18 protein-coding genes, 1 tRNA gene and 1 pseudogene are annotated in these 24,316 nt (G+C 50.4%); 12 read left to right on the top strand and 8 right to left on the bottom strand.

What is annotated here, in order from left to right:
* Genes OGW44_RS22055 through ureG form a run of 5 tightly spaced genes read left to right on the top strand, consistent with a single transcriptional unit; the run spans position 1 to position 3,783 of the window.
* Positions 1 to 321: an urease subunit beta gene (locus OGW44_RS22055; RefSeq protein ID WP_016154543.1), complete on the top strand. Its 321-nt coding sequence runs from the start codon at positions 1 to 3 to the stop codon at positions 319 to 321.
* Positions 314 to 2,017, top strand: a complete 1,704-nt coding sequence (ureC, locus tag OGW44_RS22050; RefSeq protein ID WP_019077710.1) for an urease subunit alpha — start codon at positions 314 to 316, stop codon at positions 2,015 to 2,017. Before OGW44_RS22055 ends, ureC begins: the two co-directional genes overlap by 8 nt.
* A gap of 9 nt (positions 2,018 to 2,026) precedes the next feature.
* Positions 2,027 to 2,485: an urease accessory protein UreE gene (gene ureE / locus OGW44_RS22045; protein WP_016157501.1), complete on the top strand. Its 459-nt coding sequence runs from the start codon at positions 2,027 to 2,029 to the stop codon at positions 2,483 to 2,485.
* Positions 2,485 to 3,156, top strand: coding sequence for an urease accessory protein UreF (locus OGW44_RS22040; protein ID WP_075848568.1), 672 nt, complete (start codon positions 2,485 to 2,487; stop codon positions 3,154 to 3,156). The genes ureE and OGW44_RS22040 overlap by 1 nt, the downstream gene beginning before the upstream one ends.
* A 9-nt stretch (positions 3,157 to 3,165) precedes the next feature.
* Positions 3,166 to 3,783, top strand: coding sequence for an urease accessory protein UreG (gene ureG, locus OGW44_RS22035; protein ID WP_016154547.1), 618 nt, complete (start codon positions 3,166 to 3,168; stop codon positions 3,781 to 3,783).
* A gap of 48 nt (positions 3,784 to 3,831) precedes the next feature.
* Here ureG and tsaD read toward each other — a convergent pair whose 3' ends face one another.
* Positions 3,832 to 4,845, bottom strand: a complete 1,014-nt coding sequence (tsaD, locus tag OGW44_RS22030) for a tRNA (adenosine(37)-N6)-threonylcarbamoyltransferase complex transferase subunit TsaD (protein WP_003024694.1) — start codon at positions 4,843 to 4,845, stop codon at positions 3,832 to 3,834.
* Between the two features lie 235 nt (positions 4,846 to 5,080).
* On the opposite strand from tsaD, the gene rpsU reads away from it, so the two are divergent.
* The 3 genes from rpsU (at position 5,081) to rpoD (ending at position 9,291) form a co-directional block, all read left to right on the top strand.
* Entirely contained in the window at positions 5,081 to 5,296 is a 216-nt protein-coding gene (gene rpsU, locus OGW44_RS22025; protein WP_001144069.1) for a 30S ribosomal protein S21, read from the top strand.
* 240 nt (positions 5,297 to 5,536) lie between these two features.
* On the top strand, positions 5,537 to 7,282 hold the full coding sequence (gene dnaG / locus OGW44_RS22020) for a DNA primase (protein ID WP_003828467.1): 1,746 nt from the start codon (positions 5,537 to 5,539) through the stop codon (positions 7,280 to 7,282).
* A gap of 164 nt (positions 7,283 to 7,446) precedes the next feature.
* Entirely contained in the window at positions 7,447 to 9,291 is a 1,845-nt protein-coding gene (gene rpoD, locus OGW44_RS22015) for an RNA polymerase sigma factor RpoD (protein ID WP_016154549.1), read from the top strand.
* Positions 9,292 to 9,336: 45 nt separating this feature from the next.
* Here rpoD and mug read toward each other — a convergent pair whose 3' ends face one another.
* Positions 9,337 to 9,843, bottom strand: a complete 507-nt coding sequence (gene mug / locus OGW44_RS22010) for a G/U mismatch-specific DNA glycosylase (RefSeq protein WP_075848566.1) — start codon at positions 9,841 to 9,843, stop codon at positions 9,337 to 9,339.
* Between the two features lie 125 nt (positions 9,844 to 9,968).
* Between mug and OGW44_RS22005 the strand changes: the two genes are divergently transcribed.
* The 4 genes from OGW44_RS22005 to OGW44_RS21990 all read left to right on the top strand — a co-directional run bounded on the left by OGW44_RS22005 (position 9,969) and on the right by OGW44_RS21990 (position 12,713).
* A tRNA-Ile gene (locus OGW44_RS22005) sits at positions 9,969 to 10,044 on the top strand.
* Positions 10,045 to 10,160: 116 nt separating this feature from the next.
* Positions 10,161 to 10,955 carry a hypothetical protein gene (locus tag OGW44_RS22000; RefSeq protein WP_000008560.1) on the top strand — a complete coding sequence of 265 codons (795 nt, stop codon included), beginning with the start codon at positions 10,161 to 10,163 and terminating at the stop codon, positions 10,953 to 10,955.
* Between the two features lie 114 nt (positions 10,956 to 11,069).
* The gene (locus tag OGW44_RS21995) at positions 11,070 to 11,291 is read left to right on the top strand and encodes a helix-turn-helix transcriptional regulator (RefSeq protein ID WP_024199121.1); all 222 of its coding nucleotides are present in this window, start codon (positions 11,070 to 11,072) and stop codon (positions 11,289 to 11,291) included.
* A 105-nt stretch (positions 11,292 to 11,396) separates the two neighbouring features.
* Positions 11,397 to 12,713, top strand: coding sequence for a YagK/YfjJ domain-containing protein (locus OGW44_RS21990; protein WP_001817012.1), 1,317 nt, complete (start codon positions 11,397 to 11,399; stop codon positions 12,711 to 12,713).
* 587 nt (positions 12,714 to 13,300) lie between these two features.
* On the opposite strand, the pseudogene OGW44_RS21985 reads toward OGW44_RS21990, so the two are convergent.
* The 6 genes and pseudogenes from OGW44_RS21985 to OGW44_RS21960 all read right to left on the bottom strand — a co-directional run.
* Positions 13,301 to 13,633 (bottom strand): annotated as a pseudogene (locus tag OGW44_RS21985) (transcriptional regulator); the annotation flags it as partial.
* 404 nt (positions 13,634 to 14,037) lie between these two features.
* The gene (locus tag OGW44_RS21980; RefSeq protein ID WP_163424166.1) at positions 14,038 to 15,339 is read right to left on the bottom strand and encodes an McrC family protein; all 1,302 of its coding nucleotides are present in this window, start codon (positions 15,337 to 15,339) and stop codon (positions 14,038 to 14,040) included.
* Positions 15,336 to 17,318, bottom strand: coding sequence for a DUF8426 domain-containing protein (locus OGW44_RS21975; RefSeq protein WP_001491271.1), 1,983 nt, complete (start codon positions 17,316 to 17,318; stop codon positions 15,336 to 15,338). The genes OGW44_RS21980 and OGW44_RS21975 overlap by 4 nt, the downstream gene beginning before the upstream one ends.
* Before the next feature lie 29 nt (positions 17,319 to 17,347).
* Positions 17,348 to 20,596, bottom strand: coding sequence for a type I restriction endonuclease subunit R (locus tag OGW44_RS21970; RefSeq protein ID WP_000061339.1), 3,249 nt, complete (start codon positions 20,594 to 20,596; stop codon positions 17,348 to 17,350).
* Positions 20,593 to 21,915, bottom strand: coding sequence for a restriction endonuclease subunit S (locus tag OGW44_RS21965; protein ID WP_001151819.1), 1,323 nt, complete (start codon positions 21,913 to 21,915; stop codon positions 20,593 to 20,595). The genes OGW44_RS21970 and OGW44_RS21965 overlap by 4 nt, the downstream gene beginning before the upstream one ends.
* The gene (locus OGW44_RS21960) at positions 21,915 to 24,275 is read right to left on the bottom strand and encodes a type I restriction-modification system subunit M (protein ID WP_024199119.1); all 2,361 of its coding nucleotides are present in this window, start codon (positions 24,273 to 24,275) and stop codon (positions 21,915 to 21,917) included. Before OGW44_RS21960 ends, OGW44_RS21965 begins: the two co-directional genes overlap by 1 nt.
* Positions 24,276 to 24,316 lie beyond the last annotated feature (41 nt).

The raw sequence follows: 24,316 nt of genomic DNA, 5'->3' as shown, positions 1-24,316 counted from the left end.
ATGATCCCAGGTGAATATCAGATAGCCAAAGGCAATATCGCGCTCAATCAGGGGCGGGAAACCTGTACGATCGTGGTGGAAAATCATGGCGACAGACCCATCCAGGTGGGATCGCACTATCACTTTTCCGAGGTGAACCCGGCGCTGCGCTTTGACAGGCGGGCTGCACGCGGCTTTCGTCTAAACATTCCTGCGGGCACAGCGGTACGTTTTGAGCCGGGACAAAAACGCGAAGTCGAACTGGTGCGCGTCGCTGGCGCACAAAGGATCGTGGGTTTTCGCAGCGAAGTGATGGGCGCACTGGAGGCAAATGATGAGTGAAATTTCACGGCAGGCGTACGCCGACATGTTTGGCCCAACCACCGGCGATAAGGTACGCCTGGCGGATACCGACCTGTGGATTGAGGTGGAAAAAGACTTCACCACCTACGGCGAAGAGGTCAAATTCGGCGGAGGGAAAGTGATCCGCGACGGCATGGGTCAGGGACAAATGCGCGCGCAAGCGTGTGTGGATCTGGTGATAACCAACGCCCTGATCGTCGATCACTGGGGGATCGTGAAAGCGGATATCGGCATCAAGGACGCCAGGATCTTCGCCATCGGCAAAGCGGGTAATCCTGATATTCAGCCCGACGTTACGATCCCGATAGGCGTGGGCACTGAAGTCATCGCCGGGGAAGGCAAGATCGTCACCGCGGGCGGCGTGGATACGCATATTCACTGGATCTGTCCACAGCAGGCACAGGAGGCGCTGGTTTCCGGCGTAACGACGATGATCGGCGGCGGTACCGGCCCGGCAGCAGGTACTAACGCCACCACCTGCACGCCGGGTCCGTGGTACATCGCGCGCATGCTGCAGGCGGCAGACGCCTTGCCGGTTAACATCGGTTTGCTGGGTAAAGGCAACGGCTCAAACCCTGACGCCCTGCGCGAGCAAATCACCGCGGGCGCCATTGGCCTGAAAATCCATGAAGATTGGGGCGCTACGCCAGCCGCCATCAACTGTTCCCTGGAAGTGGCAGAGGAGATGGATATCCAGGTGGCGCTGCACAGCGATACGCTCAATGAGTCCGGTTTCGTTGAAGATACGCTGGCGGCGATTGGCGATCGCACCATTCATACTTTCCACACCGAAGGCGCGGGCGGCGGCCATGCGCCGGATATCATCACCGCCTGCGCGCATCCAAATATTCTGCCCTCCTCCACTAACCCGACGCTGCCCTATACCGTCAACACCATCGACGAGCATCTCGACATGCTGATGGTTTGCCACCACCTCGATCCGGATATCGCCGAAGACGTGGCCTTTGCCGAATCACGCATTCGCCGGGAAACGATCGCTGCCGAAGATGTGCTGCATGACATTGGCGCGTTTTCCCTGACCTCGTCCGATTCACAGGCGATGGGGCGCGTGGGCGAAGTGATCCTGCGCACCTGGCAGGTGGCGCACCGCATGAAGGTTCAGCGTGGTCCGCTGGCAGAAGAAACAGGCGACAACGACAACCAGCGCGTTAAACGCTACGTCGCCAAATACACGATCAACCCGGCGCTAACCCACGGCATCGCCCACGAAGTTGGCTCCGTTGAGCCTGGCAAACTGGCCGATCTGGTGCTGTGGTCCCCAGCCTTTTTTGGCGTAAAACCAGCGACGATCGTAAAGGGCGGGATGATCGCCTGTGCGCCGATGGGCGATATCAACGCCTCGATCCCCACCCCGCAGCCGGTGCATTACCGCATGATGTTCGGTGCACTTGGCGCGGCGCGGCATCGTACTCGGCTGACCTTTATTTCGCAGGCCGCTAACGCGCAAAACATCCCGCAGCAGCTCAATTTGCAAAGCGCCATCGCCGTCGTCAAAGGCTGTCGGACGGTGAAAAAGGCCGACATGATCCACAACGGCCTGCAACCCAATATCACCGTCGATGCTCAGACTTATGAGGTGCGCATTGATGGCGAACTTATCACCAGCGAACCGGCAGACGTTTTGCCGATGGCGCAACGCTATTTCCTGTTTTGAGGAGTGACGATGATCTACCTGACCCAACGCCTTGACCACGCCCACCGCGTCACCGCAAGCGTCACGCTACCCATTGATATTCGAGTAAAAAGCCGTGCCAGAGTGACGCTGAACGACGGTCGCGAAGCCGGGCTAATGCTTCCGCGCGGTTTGCTGTTACGCAGTGGTGATCTGCTGACCACCGAAGATGGCAGCGAGGTGATCGAAGTGATCGCCGCGCCGGAGTCGGTTTCCGTGGTGCGCTGCGCCGATCCTTTCCTGCTCGCCAAAGCCTGTTATCACCTCGGCAATCGCCACGTTCCGCTGCAAATTCTGCCGGATGAGTTGCGCTACCATCACGATCATGTGCTGGACGCCATGTTGCGCCAGTTCAGCCTGGAGGTGACGTTCGCTCAACTACCGTTTGAACCGGAAGCAGGCGCTTATGCCAGTGAATCACACGGGCATCATCACGCCCATGCGCACTGATGCATAACATCCAACAGCTGCGTCTGATGCAGCTTGCCAGCAGCGCTCTCCCGGTGGGGTCGTTTACCTGGTCCCAGGGTCTGGAGTGGGCGGTTGAAATCGGCTGGGTGAAAAGCGCCGATGACTTCTCTGACTGGCAAATCCAGCAGATGGAGCAGAACTTCTTTACCGTCGACCTACCGCTACTGGCGAGACTGTATCGCGCCTGCGAGCAGGACGATCTGGCTGCAGCACGCCGCTGGAGCGCTTACCTGTTGGCCTGTCGGGAAACCCGCGAACTACGGGATGAAGAACGCAGTCGGGGCGCGGCGTTTACGCGGCTGGTCATCGACTGGGAAGCTGATTGCTCGCGGGAGTGGCGCGCGCTCTTTGTCGACAGCCAACTCTGCGGTATGGCCTGGCTGGGCGTGCGCTGGAAAATCCCCCTGACGGAGCTGGCATTAAGCCTCGGCTACAGCTGGATTGAGAGCGCAGTGATGGCTGGCGTCAAACTGGTCCCTTTTGGGCAGCAGGCGGCCCAGCGTTTGATCATTGCGCTCTGCAATCGGTATGCGCAAGGTCTGGCACAGGCGCTGGCGTGTCCTGACGCCAGCCTCGGCTCAGCAACGCCGTTGGCGGCCATCGCATCTGCCCGGCATGAAACCCAATATTCCCGATTATTCCGCTCCTGAGGAGAAAAAATGAGTAACAACAAGCATCCCCTGCGCGTGGGCGTTGGCGGCCCGGTTGGCTCCGGCAAAACGGCGCTGCTGGAAGCGTTATGCAAATCCATGCGCAGCAGCTATCAACTGGCGGTGGTGACCAACGATATCTATACCAAAGAAGATCAGCGCATTCTCACCGAGGCTGGCGCACTGGAGCCAGACAGGATCGTCGGCGTGGAAACCGGCGGTTGCCCGCACACCGCTATCCGTGAAGATGCGTCGATGAATCTGGCCGCCGTAGAGGCGCTGAGCGAGAAATTCGGCAATCTGGATCTGATTTTTGTGGAAAGCGGCGGCGATAACCTGAGCGCCACCTTCAGCCCGGAATTAGCGGATCTGACGATCTATGTGATCGACGTTGCCGAAGGTGAGAAGATCCCGCGTAAAGGTGGCCCGGGGATCACCAAATCTGATTTTCTGGTGATCAATAAAACCGATCTGGCCCCTTACGTGGGCGCCTCGCTGGAGGTGATGGAGCGCGATACCCTACGCATGCGCGGCGAGCGTCCGTGGACGTTTAGTAATTTAAAATCCGGAGAGGGTCTGGAAAAAATTATCGCGTTTCTGGAAGAGAAAGGGATGCTGCGGGAGTAGAGTATTGCCCGGTGGCGCTACGCTTACCGGGCCTACAATATTATGTGCTTATGCCGCCGGTAATTCCGCCAGCGGCCAGCGAGGACGCACGGTCACGCCAAGATCCGCCGTTGCACCCGCTTTAAAACGCACCATGCCCGCGTAGGCGATCATCGCCCCGTTATCGGTGCAAAATTCCGGACGCGCGTAAAACACTTCGCCACGACGCTTTTGCATCATCTCGGCCAGTTTTGCGCGCAGCGTACGGTTAGCGCTCACGCCCCCCGCCATCACCAGACGTTTAAAACCGGTTTGATCCAGCGCGCGTTTACACTTGATCATCAGCGTATCAACCACAGCATCTTCAAACGCACGGGCGATATCTGCACGCGTCTGATCGTCATTTTCGTTATTACGAATGGTATTCGCGGCGAAAGTTTTCAGGCCGGAGAAGCTGAAATCCAGACCCGGACGGTCGGTCATCGGGCGCGGGAAGACAAAGCGTTTTTCAACGCCTTGCGATGCAAGCTTTGACAGCATTGGGCCGCCAGGATAATCCAGCCCCAGCAGCTTGGCCGTTTTATCGAACGCTTCACCAGCGGCATCATCTATCGATTCACCCAGCAATTCATACTGCCCAATACCGGTGACGCTGATCAGTTGCGTGTGACCGCCGGAAACCAGCAGCGCAACGAACGGGAAAGCAGGGGGATTATCTTCCAGCATTGGCGCCAGCAGATGCCCTTCCATATGGTGCACAGGAATTGCCGGTACGCCCCAGGCGAACGCCAGCGAACGTCCTACGGTTGCGCCGACCAGCAGCGCGCCAACCAGACCAGGACCTGCGGTATACGCCACCGCATCAATCTCTTTTGCCGTCAGTCCCGCTTCTTTCAGCGCGGCCTGGATCAGCGGTACGGTTTTACGTACGTGATCGCGCGAGGCCAGTTCTGGCACTACGCCGCCGTAGTCAGCGTGTAATTTCACCTGACTATACAATTGGTTGGCTAAAAGACCTTTTTCATCGTCGTAAATGGCGATGCCGGTTTCATCGCAGGATGTTTCAATACCCAGTACACGCATGACTTGTTTTACCTCGCTCTATTACCGCGCAGTGTAGGACCAATGCGGGTTGATGTAAAACTTTGTTCGCCCCAGGAGTTCCGCTCGTGTATACTCCTTATCCTTATAAAAGTCCCTTTCAAAATCGCGTCGGTGCTTTACAAAGCAGCAGCAATTGCAGTAAAATTCCGCACCATTTTGAAATAAGCTGGCGTTGATGCCAGCGGCAAACCGAATTTATAAAGGTGAGAGTTACATGCCGGTAATTAAAGTACGTGAAAACGAGCCGTTCGACGTAGCACTGCGTCGCTTCAAGCGTTCATGCGAAAAAGCAGGTGTTCTGGCGGAAGTTCGTCGTCGTGAGTTCTATGAAAAACCGACTACTGAACGTAAGCGCGCTAAAGCTTCTGCTGTGAAACGTCACGCGAAGAAACTGGCTCGCGAAAACGCACGCCGTACTCGTCTGTACTAATCCATTGAGAGCCAAGGCTCTCAATTCAGACAGAGTTGTAGTTGTAAGGCCGTGCTTCCGGAAGGAATGCGCGGCTTGTTTTCGTTTATACGCGTCATCATTCAAGCTGCCTCTGCGTTGGCTGCAGTCGTTCCCTCCAGTCACGTACTGATGTACGCTCCTGAGGATTCGCTCCCTTGCCGTCTTGATGCATCTTGAATGATTTTGTGTATATAAGTCATAAAAAAATAAACGGGGCATATGGCTGGACGAATTCCACGCGTATTTATAAATGACCTGCTGGCAAGAACCGACATTGTCGATCTCATCGACGCGCGGGTAAAGCTGAAGAAGCAGGGCAAAAATTATCACGCGTGCTGTCCGTTCCATAACGAAAAAACCCCCTCTTTCACCGTAAACGGTGAGAAACAGTTTTATCACTGCTTTGGGTGTGGCGCACATGGCAACGCCGTCGACTTTCTCATGAACTACGACAAGCTCGAGTTTGTGGAAACCGTCGAAGAACTGGCCGCAATGCACAACCTTGAAGTGCCCTATGAAGCAGGCAGTGGCCCTAGTCAGATAGAGCGCCATCAACGGCAAAGCCTTTATCAATTGATGGACGGCCTGAACACTTTTTATCAACAGTCTTTGATGCAACCCGCCGCTACCCCCGCGCGCCAGTATCTGGAAAAGCGAGGATTAAGTAGCGACGTTATCACCCGTTTTGCTATTGGTTTTGCGCCCCCCGGCTGGGACAACGTCCTGAAACGGTTTGGCGGCAATGCTGAGAATCGTAAATCGCTGGTCGATGCGGGAATGTTGGTCACCAACGATCAGGGACGCAGTTACGATCGCTTCCGCGAACGGGTGATGTTCCCCATCCGCGACAAACGTGGTCGAGTCATTGGTTTTGGTGGACGCGTGCTGGGCGATGCCTTGCCGAAGTATCTCAACTCCCCGGAAACCGATATTTTCCATAAAGGTCGCCAACTGTATGGCCTTTATGAAGCCCAGCAGGATAACGCCGATCCGCAGCGCCTGTTAGTGGTAGAAGGCTATATGGATGTGGTGGCGCTGGCGCAATACGGCATTAACTACGCTGTGGCATCCCTTGGGACGTCAACCACCGCCGATCACATCCAGTTGTTGTTCCGCGCGACGAACAACGTAATTTGCTGTTACGACGGTGACCGTGCCGGACGCGACGCAGCATGGCGCGCGCTGGAAACCGCACTGCCCTATATGACAGACGGACGCCAGCTACGCTTTATGTTTTTACCTGACGGCGAAGACCCCGATACGCTGGTGCGTAAAGAAGGGAAAGAGGCCTTTGAAGCCCGGATGGAGCAGGCGCTGCCGCTCTCCGCGTTTTTATTTAACAGCCTGTTGCCGCAGGTGGATTTGAGTACCCCGGACGGACGCGCACAGCTCAGCACGCTGGCATTACCGCTGATTACTCAGGTACCAGGCGAAACGTTACGCATTTATCTGCGACAGGAGTTGGGAAACAAGCTCGGCATTCTGGATGACAGTCAGCTTGAACGTTTAATGCCAAAACTGGCAGAAAATGGGGCTTCCCGCCCTGTTCCACAGCTAAAACGTACGACCATGCGTATACTTATAGGGTTGCTGGTACAGAACCCGGGTCTCGCCCCGCTGGTTCCGCCGTTAGGCGCACTGGATAGCAATAAGCTGCCTGGACTTGGCTTATTCAGAGAACTGGTCAACACTTGTCTGGCTCAGCCAGGTCTGACCACCGGACAACTTTTAGAACACTATCGTGGCACAAATGATGCTGCGACCCTTGAAAAACTGTCGATGTGGGACGATATAGCAGATAAAGATATCGCAGAAAAAACCTTCACCGACTCACTCAACCATATGTTTGATTCGATGCTTGAGCTGCGCCAGGAAGAGTTGATAGCTCGTGAGCGCACACACGGTTTAAGCAGCGAAGAACGCCGGGAACTCTGGACGCTGAACCAGGAACTGGCCAAGAAATAACAGAAAGACAAAAGTATTTAACGGCTTAACTGCCGAATATCGCTCGGGAAGCCCCCGACAGCCGCACGGAGAGGCAGCGGCAAAATATAAGTATGCCCTCGTTTTGCCGTTGGCGGTTTTACCGCCCAACACCAATCAAACGAATTAAGTGTGGATACCGTCTTATGGAGCAAAACCCGCAGTCACAGCTGAAGCTACTTGTCCAACGTGGTAAGGAGCAAGGCTATCTGACCTATGCCGAGGTCAATGACCATCTGCCGGAAGATATCGTCGATTCAGATCAAATCGAAGACATCATCCAAATGATCAATGACATGGGTATTCAGGTGATGGAAGAAGCACCTGATGCCGATGATCTGCTGCTTGCTGAAACCTCCAACAGCACCGATGAAGACGCGGAAGAAGCGGCTGCCCAGGTTCTGTCCAGCGTTGAGTCTGAAATCGGTCGTACAACTGATCCGGTCCGCATGTACATGCGTGAAATGGGTACCGTTGAACTGTTAACCCGTGAAGGCGAAATCGACATCGCTAAACGCATCGAAGACGGGATTAACCAGGTTCAATGCTCCGTTGCCGAATACCCGGAAGCCATCACCTACCTGCTTGAGCAATACGATCGTGTAGAAGCTGAAGAAGCGCGTCTTTCCGATCTGATCACCGGCTTTGTCGATCCGAACGCGGAAGAAGACATGGCGCCAACGGCGACACACGTCGGTTCTGAGCTCTCTCAGGAAGAGATGGATGACGATGCAGACGAAGATGAAGAAGATGACGACGACAGCAGCGATGACGACAACAGCATCGACCCTGAATTAGCGCGTGAAAAATTCGGTGAACTGCGTACTCAGTACGAAATCACTCGCGATACCATCAAAGCGAAAGGCCGCAGCCATGCTGCCGCGCAGGAAGAAATTCAGAAGCTGTCTGAAGTGTTCAAACAGTTCCGCCTGGTGCCGAAGCAGTTCGACTACCTGGTAAACAGCATGCGCGTCATGATGGACCGCGTGCGTACTCAGGAACGTCTGATCATGAAGCTCTGCGTTGAGCAGTGCAAAATGCCGAAGAAAAACTTCATCACCCTGTTCACTGGCAACGAAACCAGCGAAACCTGGTTCAACGCGGCAATCGCGATGAACAAACCGTGGTCTGAAAAACTGCACGACGTGGCAGATGATGTTCACCGCGGACTGCAGAAACTGCAGCAGATTGAAGAAGAAACCGGCCTGACCATCGAGCAGGTTAAAGACATCAACCGTCGCATGTCCATCGGTGAAGCGAAAGCCCGCCGTGCGAAAAAAGAGATGGTTGAAGCGAACTTACGTCTGGTTATCTCTATCGCCAAGAAATACACCAACCGTGGTCTGCAGTTCCTGGATTTGATTCAGGAAGGTAACATCGGTCTGATGAAAGCGGTTGATAAGTTTGAATACCGTCGTGGTTACAAGTTCTCTACCTATGCAACCTGGTGGATCCGTCAGGCGATCACCCGCTCGATCGCGGATCAGGCACGTACCATCCGTATCCCGGTACATATGATTGAGACCATCAACAAGCTCAACCGTATCTCCCGTCAGATGCTGCAAGAGATGGGCCGCGAGCCGACGCCGGAAGAGCTGGCTGAACGCATGCTGATGCCGGAAGACAAGATCCGTAAAGTGCTGAAGATCGCTAAAGAGCCTATCTCCATGGAAACGCCGATCGGCGACGATGAAGATTCGCATCTGGGTGATTTCATCGAGGATACCACCCTCGAGCTGCCGCTGGATTCTGCTACCACCGAGAGCCTGCGTGCCGCAACGCACGACGTTCTGGCTGGCCTGACCGCCCGTGAAGCGAAAGTTCTGCGTATGCGTTTCGGTATCGATATGAATACCGACCACACGCTGGAAGAAGTCGGTAAACAGTTCGACGTTACCCGCGAACGTATCCGTCAGATCGAAGCGAAAGCGCTGCGTAAACTGCGGCACCCGAGCCGCTCTGAAGTGCTGCGTAGCTTCCTCGACGATTAATCTCGCCGCATAAGCATAAACGCCACCGCAAGGTGGCGTTTTTCTTTATAGTCCCCGCCTGGCCAGGGCGTCATTCACTTCCCGATACGCCTCCACCAGTTTATCCAACGTAATCCGGCTTAACCCGCTGGGATTCGGCAAAACCCATATTTGCGTCGCGCCAATAGTCAGCGTTTGTTTTCCCCACTGCGCCCCACGCTGGCTGAGGCCCTGCTCAAATGCCTGCTTCCCAAGGATTGCGAGTGCAGCAGGCTGATACTCTTCTATTTTCTCAATGAGCTTACGACCGCCGTTGCGCATCTCCTGTAGCTTCACTTCATTGGCTTGCACCGTCGGTCTGTCGACAAATTTAGTCACCCCGCAACGGTAGTCCAACAGGTGTTGTGCCTCTTCGGGTTTGAGCTGGCGATCGGTAAATCCCGCCTGATGGATGACCTTCCAGAAGCGATTAGCGGGATGTGCAAAGGGGAATCCTGTACCTGCGGAAGACAACCCCGGATTGATGCCGCAAAACACCACCCGCAGCCCCGGCGCCAGTATGTCCTTAACCATAATTACTCCCATCAATACATCAGAGGAACAAGTATAACGGACTGAAAATACATTGTTTATAAAAACAGCATCCGTACGCTTATGTCTGGATTGCAACGCGGAGTTACTTTATAATCCACCGCCACGGCCCCTTAGCTCAGTGGTTAGAGCAGGCGACTCATAATCGCTTGGTCGCTGGTTCAAGTCCAGCAGGGGCCACCAAATAAAACAAGGACTTAGACAGGAAACTGGCTAAGTCCTTTTTGTTTTGTTTCAATCTGGGTGACGTAATGGGTGACGTAACTCAACTATAGGTGCCGTAGTCAGGGAGATTTAGCATGAGCTTTAAGGATAAAGTTGAAGAGAAAAAAATGCGCCGTATGGCCCGTCCCCCTGAGTTAACGGTAAAGGACTGGATTAGCCTTTATGATCTTCTTCGTTCAGCCAAAGCTCAAGACTCAGAAGCCATGTACGAAGACTTCGCCTCTGTGCTGTTAACTACCCTGTCGGTTGAGCATCATCCGGAACTATACCGCCTGGACGGAAACAAACTAAACGCTGTTGCCGATGACCATTTTGCCTGGGACCTACTATCCGCCCCAATGAAAGGGAAAATGTCCCCTGAAGAATTGGCGAAGCGCCCGAAGACCCTTTCCCAACTTCTTTGTATCTACGATGAAGATATCAGTAACGACGAGTCACTTCGTACACATGGCTTCTTGCGTGACGCTATTGCCCCTATCCTCGATTTCGAGCTTCTGGATAGCATCGAAGATGAGCCTGACTACAAAGAAAAATATTTCGAGTTGCTAGCAGCGCAAAAGCACTCGACTCCCCCGCCACTAAGAGGGGAAAGTTATGCTATCAAACGAGAAGAGTTGCTGATCACAGCCCTTGCGGTTATCTCTCAAAATCAAAGAGACGCTAATAAAAAGGTCGTCCCAACAGTTACTGAACTTCTGAATCAGATAGAAAAACATGCCTCTGCGTTCTGGCCTCACAGTAAACAACTTCCGATGTCTCGTGAGAATGCTTCTAAAGAGCTAGGCTTCGCCTTACATCTTTTAGAACAACCAAATCAGAATATTGAATTTCTTCGGGAAGCCAAAAAAGCAAAAAGAAAAAGTGCATAAAAAGAAATAGTTACAAAAGGTACCCAGTAATCTTCAGGAAGGTACACGAGAAATATACCGTTCAGTTTGATTAACTCCGTTCAGTTTCAGCTTTCACCACCAGGAGTTATTCAATTGAAAAATAAACCAACCATGTCTGATAAGGTTGTCGCCCTTCATCAGCCCCAACGTCTGATTCGCATTGATACAATGCTTCAGCTCCTCGATTGCAGTCGCACCACCCTCTACCGCTGGGTTAAAGCTGGCATTTTCCCACAGCCGATAATGCATGAGGGCCGAACCGTAGGATGGCCAGCCAATACGTATCAATGCTGGCTTGAGCAAAATAACAAGTAATTCTGTTTGTTAAAGGGCTGAAATATTCAGCCCTTTCTTCATCTGACAATGAAACAAACTGGAACAAAAACGATTATTTTCACCTATTCTGCGACATGCTAAAACATGAGTAACTCTCTGATTAATCAAGTAACAAAGCCCTCACCTGGTCAGGAACTCACCTCGGTATTTAATACTATTACGCCCGATAAGCCTGGCAACCTTGTTGAATATCAGCCAAAGGGAACGTTTGTTTTCAAAGAAGTGATGTGGTCTGTGCTGCCAGAGAAACGCAACCAGGACACGAAGATCATGAAAAGAATCTTCGGGGCAGTTGACAAGGTATCAGCGATGTCTCGCTTTCTTGCGGTCAGATATGATTTTCGGCTCCCGACCTACAGTGCGGATAATCGCATAATGGATGATTTCCATAATTTACTTTTCCGCCAGTTAAGTAAGAACTACCCAAAATCGTTTATCAGCTATCTTTGGGTAAGAGAGCAGGGCTCAGGGGAAGCACAGCATTATCACTATTTGTTGATGCTGGATGGCAACTATATCCGTTATCCAAATAAGCTGAATACGATTGTCCGACATTGCTGGGAACAGGTTGCTGGTGGTTCGGTATGGTTCCCGGAAAACGGTTATTACTTTGTGAGCGAAAATGATCTCAAGACCTATACCGAATTGATGCTGAGAGTTAGCTATCTGGGTAAGCGCCGTACTAAAGAGTCAATTGATAAAGGTATCAAACTTTTTGGCTCAGGCATGCGCAAACCGAAACCTGTCGCGCCTTCACGCCAAAAGTCTGCAATAACACCCTGCAAGCCAATCAACCAAAAAGCGGAGACGAAAACCAACGATCAGGATATGACGTTGAAATCCACCTACTCAGGAATGTTGGACAAATATTTTCTGGGCAAAGCCCGATTACCCGCCGTTCTGCGTAAACGTTCATCCTATGAACTTTATGACGAAAATAAATGGTGGTGTAATTCACCACGTTGGTCCGGCCATCGTCATAACTACGTGTTAGAGGCTCTGATTACTGGGATCAGCCTTTCTGATTACGCACGCAAGTACAAGTTGAATCCAGTACGGGTATATGCAAACTGTCGCCGTGTTGGGGGGCAAAGCCTTAAAATTATTCACTGGGCATGGCATCGCTATTGCTTCCAGAAAAGCAAATCCACACAGGATGACTACATTAACAATCACCGGCTGAATCATAAAACAGCTAAAAAGCAGTTACGGCGTAAACCAATGAGCTCTCACTGGAGCCAGCACTTTGATCGATATTATCAAAAGTACTGGCCGAAAGGCTGGACTGTGGCCGACTACTGCCGTGAACACAATCTGGTCGCCAGCACTGCCAGACGTTATATAGTCGATTTTCCATTTATAGGCCTGATAGACCCGTTCTTGTTGAAACCATGGTTATAGAGATGAAAACACCATAACAGTGTCACCTGGTATACTTACTGAGCGCGGCGTAACTTAAATATAAACACTTAGCCGCCATCAGTAAGCAGAGCCTTATCAACACTACCAGGGAATTATTGTGCAGCATGATAGCTGAGGTACCTCTCAATTCTTGACGGACATTAACGCACAGACAACGCTGATTACCTCCTGTAAGCCAATTTATATCTGCTTGCTGCCACATATCCGCTGGGACTAATCCCCTTTAAACACCTTTTACTTCAAAAAAATGTTTTCCTTCTGATTTATCCCATACGCGAAATAATGAAGATTTTATTTTAATTACTAATACTTTCAATGAGATAAGATGCATACATTCTTACACTCATATGATCACTTTTATTTTTCTTTTAATATCAACACGTTATGAATTGATCAGCACAAAAGTCACTGCAGGGGGTTAGCTGATTGAACGTTTCAGTTCGTTTCTAATGGCCACATATAGATTCACATCAAGAACTAGTGATCACTGTAGGGTAACGGTATGCCCAGATCAGCCTGCAGGGTATTCGCTGCGGATGACATGAAAAACAAAGACAGGGGATTGCTTACGGGTCAACAAACACACTGATGGGGAGGTTAAACCGGCGCGCAAGTGCTCGCTTGTGATCCAGTGTTAATGTGCAATCCCCTTTCAGGATGCGACTCACCAGAGATTTATTACCAATCTCTTCTTCAAAATCGCTCTGAGTCAGTTTGTGCTGATCCATCAGTACGCGCAGTAAGGCAACACCCGTTGGGACCGCTGCAATACGGCTATTAAATTCAGCAAACTCCGGCGCTTCATCTTCATACTGACCGATTTTCGCAACCAGAATATCCACCAGCGGATGGTCCGGCTCGTGTTCAATCAGATACTCGACCAGAGCCAGTGCATCTTCACTGTGGAAGCGTACGACTGATGTATAGGTAACATTTTGTTCAGTAATATATTTCATGGCTGCCAGTAAGTAGGAAGCTTTGAAAGTCACGTCCTGATAGTCCTTAGCTAACAAACTCCCATTCTCTTCAAACCGTTCAACAAATGCTGCAACTTCTTTTGGATCGATACGGCTGGTTTTATCTTTTCCGTTTCGAACAAACAGCTTTTGTTCTTCAGTATATAGCGTAAAAGGTACCTTCCTTGCCCCAGTAGACAGTTCAACTGGTTGGGAAAAAGACTCCAACATTAAATGATAGAAATCTTTATAAGTCATGATTACTACTCCCTCATCATTTTAGCACTCAAGAAAATACATGATGTGGTTGATTATCCGGTTGATAATTATGAATCGTCATCGTCTCATTACGGGGAAAACAGGGGGAAGGACGATTGCCACTCACCTTCCACTAATGCCCCTGATTCAAGCTCGAAGGGCACACACCAGAGCGATAAATGTTTATCAAAATGGAACACTGGCAACGGAGTATCAAAAAACTGATGACGTGGATATATCAGCATCATATTCCCCTTCCCTTGCAGATATTTTTGCCCATAAGCGAACATCTGATACAGATCAGCCTGGTTAATTTCATACTTTCTCAGGCTGTTATCAGCTCGGCTGTCTAACAGCTTCCATTTGGCATCCAGTACCATTACCTGCTCACCTGTGATGAGAAAGTCAGGTTTAAGCATGAACCATTGTTGAGGAGCCCTTTCGCCAGCAGGTACATGATCTAACAAATAATGACGTTTTGCCTGCTCAATAAGCTGATAATCCCTCAGCAAAGATAAAGCCAAACTGCGCCCCACCCAGCATTCATATAATTTTTCCATCGGGAACAACAGCGAGATCCCCTGATGCAACCCATGCTGAAAATCTGGATTCAGTTTTTCCAGAATAAGTTGGCACCATGGCTTGATGGCACGATAAGCATAGAGATATTTACCGTTGCTCCATTGCGCCAGAGGCTGCGTTGTACTGCCACAAATTGGCTCTATACCGTCCAGTTGGTGGCTCAACGTGTTCGCCTGTCGCCAGCTCTGCCCCTCTTTGGTCATTTTAAGCACCCAATTCAGGGCCGTACGTAACAGACGGTTTTCAACTCGCTGAGGTGAAAACTCCGCATAACGCACATGAAAGCGAGCATCTCTACCAGGAGGCTGTCTCATTTGTGCCGTGATGTTCAACTGACCACGGATAAAAGCGCTGTGCTCATCCTCAACAAGGTGGTAGTCGAACCGCAACCCTTTGTGTACCAGTTCGGTAAGATGCCGCAAGAACTCGCTGAAAATCCACTCATGCATCGGCTGGTTGCTCCGCTGCAATGCAGCCTGATTAACTTCTCGGGGTGTAATCCCCAATGAAGCGCTGAGCATTCGACGTAAAAGCTGACGCAGGGGGATTATCTCAGTTGGCGCTTCAAATGTGGTTTTGGGCAGAATTTCAATTGACTCGCCATTCGGGGATTGTAGATAACCGACATAGCTTCCCAAACGCAAAAACCGCTTCCCTTCTCGGCTGAGAATTTGAGAGGTACCACTCCACTTTTGTTGCAATTGCTCAAGCCAGGAAAAGGTTGCCTCAGAGACAATTCCCAAATCCATACTGGCTGTTTGAGAACTATCACAAGTCAGCAGAGCATATTCCCGGACCTGGATCATCATGTGACAATACCCTGATAAGCTTCTACCGACGCGAAAGCACGTTCATTGATGCGAAAACGCCTGTCAGACAAGCTATCCGCAATATCTTTCGGGAATAGTTCAGAGAATGACGGTAATTGTGCTGACTGTTGCAACAGGATAAAACGGTTTTCTTTCGCTTTTACCGAATCATTAAGCACCCAACCAATGCGCTCATAATCATCAAAGAAATACTCTCTCAGCAATGGAATGATTTTGTTCTGGAAGATGCTGGCCAGACAGGCTTCGCGGTCGGCATTATTTTCTAATTTTTTTAGTGGCATAAAGTAAGCATGGCCAATCATATGTTCACTATCCAGCAGCGCTTCGATCCGCTGATTAATACGCGTTAACAACGTTTCGACATCAACACCGAACGCAGTGACCCCAGCTAACAGCTCCGGTCGTGCGGGCATTTCGGTAAAGCTAAAGCGTCGTCTTAGCGCCAAGTCCATTTGGATGAGTGATTTATCCGCAGTATTCATCGTCCCAATGACATAAACATTTTGCGGTACTGAGAATGCTTGCTTTGAATAAGGGAGCATCAGCGACCGCTCATCATCGGCCCCTTGACGTTTGTCCGGCTCAAGAAGAGTAATAAGCTCACCAAAGATACGTGCTATATTACCGCGGTTGATTTCATCTATTATCAGTACATGTGGTAGATCCTGACTATCGGCATTCTCAACAGGAGCCAGCAACTGAGTTAATTTTTCACGATCAATCGTCGTATCCTGCAACTCATATAGGGTCATCTGAGATAGTGACTTGATGAAAATTTGCTCTTTAGGAAGGCTTGGGGTGTATGTTCTTAACCATTTAACTGAACGCATTTGATGGTAATACTCACGTTCATCATTGGGTAAATAACTATACTCACCTGTAATCTCAGCTATTGCACGGAACTTATGATTTCCATCAGAGACGACGACTAAATCGCCATTCTTAATAATATTTTTAAAGGTATTCACGGCAACAGCCATATAATTACTGGTGCCTTCCAATGACTGTTTTTCTGATGCAATCCGAGCTTTGACTGACTCATAGGTAGAGCAGTTACTAAAATCGATATCTTCTCCCCAACCTAGCAGGACATAATTGTTTGCCAGGCAGTCCTCATACACATCCTCTTCTCCGCCCATGGTATTACCCAGAGACATCTTCCAGATCCGCCGACCTTTGAGTGAGATAGATTGTGTTGCACTCCCCTGAACTTTAACCCTGGCATTCAGGCACAGCTGTTTAAAAATACCATCCACAACTTCGTAGCGAAGCGCGCCCGATTTTTCATCAGTAGTTGCGCGAATCCCTTCGATAAAATCTTCATAGGAGAAGCTCTGATGGAAGGTGGTAAACATAATGCGCTGCTTTTCTACCAACGCCTTATAGCGTTCATTTACCAACTCCCGTAAGTCATTGCCATGATGTTCGAGCGTAGCCTGTTGGTACCACGTATTATCGGCAATTTTGACCGCCATTTCGGTGGTACTGTAGGTTTTACCCGTGCCGGGTGGTCCAAAGAGAATTTGGTTTAAGGGATACATTAACGATTGTTCCTTATTTTCGTTGTCTCTTTTTAGTCTGGGTTGGGTAGTTATAGATGGTTTACCACCCAGCAAAGCCACCAGCGTCTGCAACGCTTCAACGGATTCAACATCAGCCGCGAAACCATATTGGGATGTACCGTTATCTTTCGGATAACGGCGGTAGCTGGTGCTTTTTACTTTTTCCCAAAGGCAGTGGATACCCGAAATGCGATCAATTTCCGCTTTTACGGCAAGGGTTTCAGGTGCAAGAACCAATGGACTCTTTTTAACCACGCCGTCCCGGCTGCGTTTGACATACAGATACTTTCCATTCCCGAGCGCATGTTCGGATGCATAGCTTGGCTCGAATTTTCCCGCCTCAAGCCGGTAACCCAATTCATTCAACGCCTGGTATATCTCGAAAGAATTCAGCATTTCCTACACCACTCCTTGATGAAAAAGCGTTAAGCCCCTTTCAACATATCAAACACCACGCGGGCAAAGCCCTTCGCCAGTTCAGGATTAGAGAGGTATTGCACCATCATCTCCTGCTGGGCGTCGTTGCTGTCCATCACGGCATCATCAATGGCTTTCGGGAAATCGCCCAGCATCGCCTGCTCACGCGTATTGTTCGCAATCTGGGTCATCACCGCCTGGTTTTCTGACAGCTTGTCGCGCACCGCGAAGGCATAATTGATCATGTCTTTATCGGTCAGATTATCGGTGACGAACAGCTCGTTCAGGCGCGCCAGGATATTCGACAGAAACTCTTCTTTCTTGTCTTTCGGCTTCGCCGTACCGACATCATTCCCCGGTGTGATTTTGTATTCTGCCGCATCTTCCTGCAGCTTCAGATGCTGTTCGTGGAGTTTCGACAGGCGATAATGGCTCATCTCCACGTTGCTTAAATCAATCTCATCTTCTTCGATACGCTGTTCATGCAGTAACGGGCGCAGGTGGCGGGCAAATAGGCTCAGTTTTTCCAGGTTCTTGTCGTCGTAATCGACGATTTGCGACATAAACTCGTAAAAGCGGACAAAGCTGCCGAGGTCTTTCTTGAAGATATCCAGCTTACTTTTTTCTTTCTCGCACTCTTTGAAGCTGTTTTCCGCATTGGTGATCAGCACAACATCGCCGGTCTTCTTAGTACGTTCGAAGATCGCTTTGGCCTTTACATACTCGTCAATCGCCGAGGTGTAACGCTGTTTCCAGCGCTGCACCGCTGGTTTGCAGATATTACTAATGGCCGCGTTGGATTTGTTTTTGCTGAAGAACGCTTCGCAGAACTGCTCCACTTCGTTCCACAGGAAAATACCGCTGGTACGCAGCTTTTCAAAGAGCTCAAAGACCTGTTGCGGGTCGCTGACATCCGTCAGTTCTGCTGTCTGGTAGTACGGCTGGAAAGCCCCCAAAATCTCGTCGGGCTCGTTGTAGAAATCGAGCACAAAGGTGCCTGACTGCGCCTTCCCCGGATAGGTACGGTTCAGGCGTGACAGCGTCTGTACACACTCCACGCCGCCAAGCTTTTTATCCACATACATGGCACACAGCTTGGGTTGGTCAAAACCGGTCTGGAATTTGTTGGCCACCAGCATCACCTGGTAGTCGTCGGTATCAAACGCTTTGCGCATATCCCGGCCTTTCAGGCCTGGGTTCATATTGATTTCGGTGAACTTCTGGTTAAGCAATGCAAGGCTATTGTGGTCATCTTCATGGAACTCAACTTCACCGGAGAACGCCACCATTGCGCTGATCTTGTCGTATTTTTGCTCGGCGATGTATTTATCGAATGCCAGCTTATAGCGCACCGCTGCTTTACGCGAACTGGTCACCACCATCGCTTTCGCCTGACCAGCCAGTAAGTGCATCACATGCTTGCGGAAGTGCTCAACAATCACCTTCACTTTCTGCGACACGTTATGATCGTGCAGCGATACCCACTGGTTGAGTTTGATCTTGGCTTTCTTGCTGTCTACTTCCCGGTCAGGATCGTCCAGCTTTTGCAGCAGCTTGTACGCCACCTTGTAGTTGGTGTAGTTCTTCAGCACATCAAGTATGAAGCCTTCTTCGATGGCCTGACGCATTGAGTAAACGTGAAACGCTTCCGGTTTGTTCGTTTTCGACGCCGGTTCCTGCGGATTAGGACGACGGCCAAACAGCTCCAGCGTTTTGGCTTTCGGCGTGGCGGTAAAGGCGTAATAGTTGAGATTGTTGCTGCCTTTACGTGCGGCGACGGTGGCATCCAGAATATCTTCTGAAGACATCTCCACATCGTCATCCGCTTCTTCGGTCATAAGCACTTCTTTCAGCTGACGCGCCGTAGAACCACTCTGCGAGGAGTGCGCTTCATCGGCAATCACCGCGTATTTGCGCTGCTTGAGGCTGACGCTGTTTTCAATCGCCTTCAGGACAAACGGGAACGTCTGGATAGTGACGATAATGATCGGCTGCGAGTTTTCCAGCGCGCTGGCCAGCTTCTCCGATTTAGAACCGTCGCCTTCTTTGTTATTGATCCGCCCGACCACGCCATCCTGATGCTCAAACTGATAGATGGTGTCCTGCAGCTGATCGTCAAGCACGGTGCGGTCCGTCACCACAATCACCGAATGGAACTGCTTCTCGCCATTTTCATCATACAGGCGGGAAAGCTGATGGGCCGTCCAGGCGATAGAGTTAGATTTGCCCGACCCGGCACTGTGCTGAATCAGGTATTTATTGCCGGTGCCTTCCACTGTGGCGGCGGTGATCAGTTTATTCACCACATCCCACTGGTGATAGCGTGGGAAAATCAGGCTCTCACTTTTGTACTTCAGGCCAATGGCATCTTCTTTTTCTACGATTTGCAGATGCACGAAGCTCGCGAGAATTTTCAGCAGATTGTCCGGCAGTAGCACCTCATTCCACAGGTAGCTGGTGGCGTAGTCGTTGGCATCTTCCGGGATATCGTTCCCCGCACCGCCGTCATGGGTGCCTTTGTTAAACGGCAGGAAGAAGGTTTTATCGCCCTCGAGTTTGGTCGCCATAAACACTTCGTACTGGCTGACGGCAAAGTGCACCAGCGCGCCGCGTTTAAAGGTCAGCAGCGGCTCGGGTTTATTAGTGCCTGGGTCCTTTGGCAAACGCGTTTTCTTATATTGCGTAATGGCGTTTTGCACCGTCTGCTTAAATTCAGACTTCAGTTCCAGGGTCGCTATCGGCAGGCCATTAACGAACAATACCAGGTCGATACGCCATTTCTTCGCTTTTATACCGGTATCTTCAAATGCGGCGTTCGATGCATGCGGGCTGTAAACCAGCTCCGGCACGATGCGGCAGATATTCTGTTTATAACGAGCCAGTGTTTCCGGATTGAGGTTATGTTCCGGCTTAAACTGGCACAGAGAAAAACGCGCGTTATGGCTTTTGATACCATGTCGCAGCACGCCTAAAGTGCCATAGGTGCGCGAAAGCATATCAGTAGCGTTGATGTCCGCTTTTTTCAGCTGCGCCACCAGCGCATCGAGGAAATGACGTTCGGTATCGGTAGGGTAAATTTTGGCAAACTTCTCCCACTCCTGCGGCTGTGTGGTCTGCACAAAGGTCAGCACATCCTGGGAATACAGCGCACGTTCGCGATCATAGCCGTCAGTTTTGCCACAAATCCAGCCTTTTGCTTTCATCTGAGCAATCATTTCGTTCTGGAAGATAAGCTCTTTGGTGCTGTCCATGCTCATGCGGTGGCCTCCTGTGGCTCCTCAGCGTCCTGCGTGTCAGGTGCTACCCAATCACGGACGTCGATTTTTCCGGTGACGGCAGCGGAGATCAGGGCGGTACGGCGTTCCTGGAGAATTTGAATAGTCTGCTCGACCATTTCTTGAGTTATTTGTATTTTGTCTATCTTTTCCAGTACTTTTTTTGCCAGATAAACCTGATCATCAAAAGGAATATCTCTCACGTAAAAATTACTAATTTGCTCTGGACTAATATGCGGCACACTAACACCAGTCAAGTCTATTTCAGCATATTCTCTGAATTCATTGCTACTAAGACATAATTTAATAAATGGTTGATATGATTTTATATTTGACCTTATCCTTGCAACTCGCTGCAATAAGAGGCAAGGTAAATCCTGCTCTTTAATTTCTGAAACCCTTGCTCCAGAACTAATCCATGGTCTATCCATACCAAAAACAATATCGCCAGCCGCTAATAAATAATCACTGAGCCTATCGAGTGTTCTAACATCCCAATATACAACGTCATCCCATTTTATGCTGTCAACACCGACATTAACCCCTCGTAAAAGAGGAATACTATTATCAGGTGAAAATTTAAATTTTGTACTTGAAAATGGATAGCCAGTTTGAATACTAACTAAGTTTTTTAGCTTAGTTTTCCTCTCATTACTACGTATACTGGCGACACTTGAGATCACGGCCTGACGCTTTTCTTTAAGTAGTTCAATTAGTTGCTGTTGCTTCTCGATCAGGTTATCGATTTTTGCAGTTTCGTGATCGAGGAAACTGTATATTTTTTCCTGCTCAGTCTTGTCTGGAAGCAGCAGCTCAATATTTCTAAATTCATCAGGATCCAGATCCCATTGATTGACTCGTATCCCCTTGGAGCGGCTCAGATATTGAGTAACGTAAATCGGGTTGCGAAGTAAATAATGCACATACCTTGGATGTGCCAGTTCAAAAAGGACATTGTTGGGTTTATAGACAAAATATGCCGGACTAACTATCCCTTCATACTCTGAAATTGCGATTGAACCTTGCCAGGCTTTCATCTTATTCATAACCAAATCATTTGGCTCAACCAATTGATAGGGGGACAAATCCTCTGAAGGCTTATTATTGTTATCATCTCTGCTTGATTTTGGTATAACACCATAGTCCCGATATACGGAAAGCAATTCTTTCTCTGTATATCCGGTCCGCTTGATCCTGGAAAACAATCTGGATATGGATACGGTTTTCCAGTGATTCGGAATCTCCCCCAACCACTCAACCCCAGAATCCTTATACTCCGGATACATCTTATACTTCGCCATCAGGAATGTACCTCCCGCAGCAGCTTCATAATCTCGGTACTGACTGCATCCAGATCGGCATCAATCTCTTCCAGTGGGCGCGGCGGCTGATAGACGTAGAAATGGCGGTTAAACGGAATCTCATAACCGACAATTCCCACCTCACCATCTTTCGCATCACGCTTATCGGCGTTGATCCACGCATCATTTACATGCGGCAGCACTTCTGCTTTGAAGTAGTTTTCGATCAGGTCGCTGGTCGACATTGCCGGGTTCAGCGGCACGTTTTCGTTATCGCGCAGCTCGCCGTCCTGTTCGAACTCAACAACCTTGCCTTTGTACTCAAACGCACCGTACAGCGGCTGAGCGGCTTCTTTCAGCACCTTCTTCACCACCGGCTCGGCATCCGGGTTTTTCGTGGTAATGGCATCGATAAACTGCTTGTTCTCTTTCGCATCCAGCTTCACGCCAGCCGTTTTGATGGCCCCTTTCAGGGTCAGTTGGAACTGATTGAAGTCATTGCTCACCCGCGTTTTGCCACCCGCCTGCGCACCCAATACCACCTGAATCTGCTGTGCTTTTTCCATGAACTCGCGCTGTGCCAGCCACAATTTGCTGTCGAGCAGGTCTTTAATCTGCTTCTCTTTCAGCTCTGCAAATTCGGCTTTGATGATGGCGCGCGCTTCGGCTTCCAGTTCGGAGAAATCACCATAGCTGTCCTCCCTCCACTGGGATGCGAACTCTTCATACAGGCGTTCCATTGGCGCGTTAAACGGCTTCGGCGCAAAGCGCAGAGTCGCAATCGCTTCATCAGTCACCTGTGCAGATAACCGCAGCGGGCGCTCAATGGTCAGGCGGCGATAGCCAAAGTCGGTGCTGTTAAAGATTTTGCTGGCGAAGGTTTTCGGCGCTTCGGTTTTGGCCATGGCAGGCTGACGGCCACGGTTGGATTTTTGCTCGGCGGCTTTTTCCAGACCCAGTTCTTCCAGGGCTGTGACATCCACCACCTGAAAATCACCGAAGGTCTGCGTGATCAGTTTGATATCGTCTTCGCCCATCAGGTTGCGCTTGGAACCCAGCGATTTACGCATTTTGCCGCACAGGTTAGTGCCATCAATCAGCTGTACTTTTCCTTTACGCTCAGGCGCTTTCTTGTTGGAGAGGATCCAGACGTAGGTGGCAATACCGGTGTTGTAGAACATATCTGTTGGCAGCGCGACGATGCCTTCCAGCAAATCGGCTTCCAGAATGTAGCGACGGATTTCGCTCTCACCGCTGCCCGCACCACCAGTAAACAGTGGAGAGCCGTTAAGGATAATCCCGATACGTCCGCCGTTGCTCACGGTGCCATCCACATTGTGGTTGTCGCGCATTTTGCTGATCAGGTGCATCAGGAACAGCAGCGAGCCGTCGGAAACACGCGGCAGGCCCGGGCCAAAGCGACCGTTAAAGCCCTTTTGCGTATGTTCGTCGTTAATCTCGCCCTCAATCTTCTTCCAGTCCACGCCAAACGGTGGGTTAGACAGCATGTAGTCGAATTGATCCAGCGGTAACTGGTCGTTAGAGAGGGTGTTACCCAGCTTAATGCGGCTGACGTCCTGACCTTTGATCAGCATGTCGGCTTTACAGATAGCGTAGGATTCCGGATTCAGCTCCTGACCAAAAGCGCGCATCACCGCGTTAGGGTTCAGCTCGTGCACATATTCCATGCCCGAAGAGAGGAAACCACCCGTCCCGGCCGTCGGGTCATAAATGGTGCGGATGATACCAGGCTGCGTCAGGGCTTCATCATCTTCCATAAACACCAGTGAAGTGGTCAGACGCACGATATCGCGTGGGGTGAAGTGCTCACCGGCGGTCTCGTTAGAACTTTCCGCGAAACGACGGATAAGTTCTTCAAACACCAGGCCCATCTCATAGTTGGAAATCGCTTTCGGGCTGAGATCGGTGGTGGCGAATTTCTTCACTACTTTGAACAGCAAGTTGGCGTCTTCCAGCAGGCCGACGAACTCACTGAATTTAAAATGCTCGAAGATTTCACGCGCATCGGGCGAGAACGACTGGACGTAATTCTCCAGGTTGGCTTTGATGTCGTTCTGCCCCATCTTGCCAAGATCCATCTTCGAGGTGTTGAAGAAGGAAAGCTCGCTGGCGCGCAGCAGAAACTTCTCTTTGGCATCTTCCGGCAGCGTGCTGGTTTTTAATTCATCATATTTCGCCACCACCGCATCTTTGGTCTCCGCCAACACACACTCAAGACGGCGCAGCAGCGTAAAGGGCAGGATCACGCGCCCGTACTGAGACTGTTTGAAATCACCGCGCAGTAGATCGGCCACCGACCATATAAACGCAGCCGTTTGAGAAAAGTTAGTGTTAGTCATAAGCGACACCCAAAAAAATGGCATAAAAAAGTGGCAAGATT

The organism is Citrobacter sp. Cb023 (assembly GCF_030336805.1).
GTDB classification, from domain to species: Bacteria; Pseudomonadota; Gammaproteobacteria; order Enterobacterales; family Enterobacteriaceae; genus Citrobacter; species Citrobacter braakii.
This window is presented reverse-complemented; position numbering and strand designations above follow the sequence as displayed.